Annotated in this window: 1 protein-coding gene; it reads right to left on the bottom strand. The window is 58.6% G+C overall.

The genetic code is table 11. The annotated features are described in order from the left end of the window. The coding region (locus VGI36_13295) for a sugar ABC transporter ATP-binding protein (GenBank protein HEY2486119.1) at window positions 1-1,347 on the bottom strand (1,347 nt) is incomplete at its 3' end. Between the last annotated feature and the right edge of the window lie 302 nt (window positions 1,348-1,649).

The following is a 1,649-nucleotide window of genomic DNA, read 5'->3' on the forward strand; positions in this document are numbered from 1 at the left end:
GAACAGGAGCACTGCCGATCCCGCGGCCGCAATTTCTCGGACCAACGCGTAGATTTGTCGTTTGGTACCAATGTCGATGCCGCGAGTGGGATCAAAACAGAGCAAAATATCAAAACCACTGGCGAGCCACCGGGCGATCACGACCTTCTGCTGGTTGCCGCCGCTTAACCGGCGCAATTCTGATCCCGCGCGAGTATCGATCTGGAGGCGTTCGATAGCAGATGCTACCCGTTTTCGCTCCTCGTTAATCCTGATCGGACCCCAGTTCCGAATCCGGCCGAAGGCAGGCAAAACGATATTTTCCGGAATTGGCCGTTGCTGCAACAGAGCTAATAACCGGTTCGCCGGAACGAGCACGACCCCGGCTGCGATCGCATCTGCGGGATGGCGAAGTCTCAATTCCTCGCCATGCGCAAGGATGGCGCCTTCGTCGTAGCGGCGACTTCCCGCGATGCAATCAAATAGTTCTTCCTGTCCCTGGCCTTCTAGCGCGGCAATTCCCAGAACCTCACCTGGATAGAGTTTGAAGGAAACGTCGTTGACCTGCGGAGCGCAACGGAGCCCGCGCACTTCCAGCGCTGGTTCCGCATCGTCCGCCCGTGGACGAGGGGCACGTGTGGAAGGGGCGGAGGCGACCGCTCGAGCAGTTTCGGCCCCGAGCATGAGCGCGACGATACGCTCCTCGCTCCCGTGCGCGCGTTCCGTGACACCGGCCGTAACGCCATCACGCAAAACCGTCGCCCGGTCGCACAGGGCCGATACCTCGGCCATGCGGTGGGAAATGAAAATCACTGCGTTGCCTCTTTCGCGCCAGCGCTTCACCATCGCGTAAATCTGTTCAGAGAGATCAGCAGGAAGAGAAGCCGTAATTTCATCGAGCAGCAGGACTGCGGGTTCCCAAGCAAGCGCGCGAGCGAGATCAATGAGACGCAGCGTCGGGTCAGGCAGATCACGGACCAAGAGGCTGAAGTCGAGCTTGCCGACGCCGAGCTCTGCCAACCACTTGCGTACTGCGTCGACGGGGGCGCCTGCCAGGCCCATATTCTGTGTGACGGTCAGGTCCGGCACGAGCGCGGGATCTTGATAGACTGAGACAATTCCGGCGCGGCGTGCTTCTGCCGGGGATCGGAACGAACGGGCTGCGCCCTTCACCAGGATCTGGCCGCCATCTGCCGGAAAGACCCCCGTGATGATTTTGACCAATGTGCTCTTTCCGGCGCCATTCGCTCCCATTAGGCCATGAACCTCGCCAGGGCGCACCTGAAGCGAGGCGGCTTTGAGCGCAACAACCGAATCGAATTTTTTGGCAACGTCACGGGCTTCAAGAAGAAGGGTCGCTCCGCTCATGGAAAATGCGTTCTAGTGTCAGGAACAATCAAATCGTACTCGTCCTCGGAAGCAGTTCTTCCCGGCATTTGGTAAACGGCTCGTCATTCAATTCTTTGCCACCACCGTGCCTTCGCCCAAGCTGACACAATCGAGGACGAGGACGAGTACGAAAAAGCTTTATCGCGGAAGCGCGCCGCCCTCGAACGCCACAGTAACCGAAAGGCCACGGAGACCACAAAGGTCGAGACCAGGAACCCATCTTTCGTTTCTGTCTTCGTGCCCTTTGTGATCTTCCGTATTGTAGATTTTTCTGTATGGCG

It is taken from the genome of Candidatus Binataceae bacterium, from assembly GCA_036495685.1.
GTDB lineage: Bacteria > Desulfobacterota > Binatia > Binatales > Binataceae > JAFAHS01.